Source organism: Cyanobium sp. Copco_Reservoir_LC18 (assembly GCF_009834675.1).
GTDB lineage: Bacteria > Cyanobacteriota > Cyanobacteriia > PCC-6307 > Cyanobiaceae > Cyanobium > Cyanobium minutissimum.
On the sequence record NZ_ASAC01000028.1, the window covers coordinates 1 to 1,301 of the forward strand.

Here is a 1,301-nt window from a genome sequence, read left to right on the forward strand (position 1 = left end):
TCCTGGGTTCGGAGAACTTCGGCACCAACGCCTCCTACTCCAACAACTTCGCCACCACCTTCGCGTGGCAGCCCAGGAAGAGCGGCTGGATCCCCTCCATCAGCCTGGGCTGGGGCTACAACGCCCTCACCCAGCCGGCGCTGAACCCTGTCCTGGCCCGGATCAACGGCATCAATGTGCCGGTGCGCGACACCGTGCCGACCTTCAACCAGTCGGCCAACCGGGGCGCCAGCCAGTCCTGGAGCGTGGGCCTGCAGTGGACCGACGTGTTCGCCAAGGGCAACGAGGCCGGCATGGCGGTGGGCCAGCCGGTGTTCACCACCTCGCTGCGTAACGGCGAGACCCCCCAGGACGGCAACTTCGTCTGGGAGTGGTGGTACAAGTTCCAGGTCACCGACAACATCAGCGTGACCCCGGCCCTGTTCTATCTGAGCCGCCCCAACGGTCAGTTCACCACCGCCGGCCAGTCGAGCAGTGTGCTCGGTGGCCTGGTCCAGACCCAGTTCCGGTTCTGATCCTTCGGCGTCCCTCCTCACAGCGCTCCGGCCCCCCTCCATGGGGGGCTGTCCCTCTCCCGGGTGCTGACCACGGCCGCCCTGTCAGGACCTTGCCCGGTCCTTTCCTTCTTCCGACAGCAAGGATCATCGGGGTTTCCATGTCAGCTGCAATACCAGCCGGTGTAATCCGGCCTTTCTTCCCGGCAGGCGGATTCCTATACCTTTGCGCCGTCCCCTCCGGGGGATTCCTCTTTTTGGTGTGAGGACCAATGAAACCCTTCCAGCACGTCCTGCTGGCGCCGGTGGCCCTTGGGCTGCTGTCACTTCCTGGGTTCGGAGAACTTCGGCACCAACGCCTCCTACTCCAACAACTTCGCCACCACCTTCGCGTGGCAGCCCAGGAAGAGCGGCTGGATCCCCTCCATCAGCCTGGGCTGGGGCTACAACGCCCTCACCCAGCCGGCGCTGAACCCTGTCCTGGCCCGGATCAACGGCATCAATGTGCCGGTGCGCGACACCGTGCCGACCTTCAACCAGTCGGCCAACCGGGGCGCCAGCCAGTCCTGGAGCGTGGGCCTGCAGTGGACCGACGTGTTCGCCAAGGGCAACGAGGCCGGCATGGCGGTGGGCCAGCCGGTGTTCACCACCTCGCTGCGTAACGGCGAGACCCCCCAGGACGGCAACTTCGTCTGGGAGTGGTGGTACAAGTTCCAGGTCACCGACAACATCAGCGTGACCCCGGCCCTGTTCTATCTGAGCCGCCCCAACGGTCAGTTCACCACCGCCGGCCAGTCGAGCAGTGTG

General features: G+C 65.5%; 1 protein-coding gene and 1 pseudogene. Both read left to right on the forward strand.

The window, feature by feature from the left end; all coding sequences use genetic code 11:
• Positions 1-515: carbohydrate porin (locus L107_RS16275; RefSeq protein WP_201295938.1), on the forward strand; the 515-nt coding region annotated here is incomplete at its 5' end.
• A gap of 339 nt (positions 516-854) precedes the next feature.
• Positions 855-1,301, forward strand: a pseudogene (locus L107_RS16280) (carbohydrate porin); the annotation flags it as partial.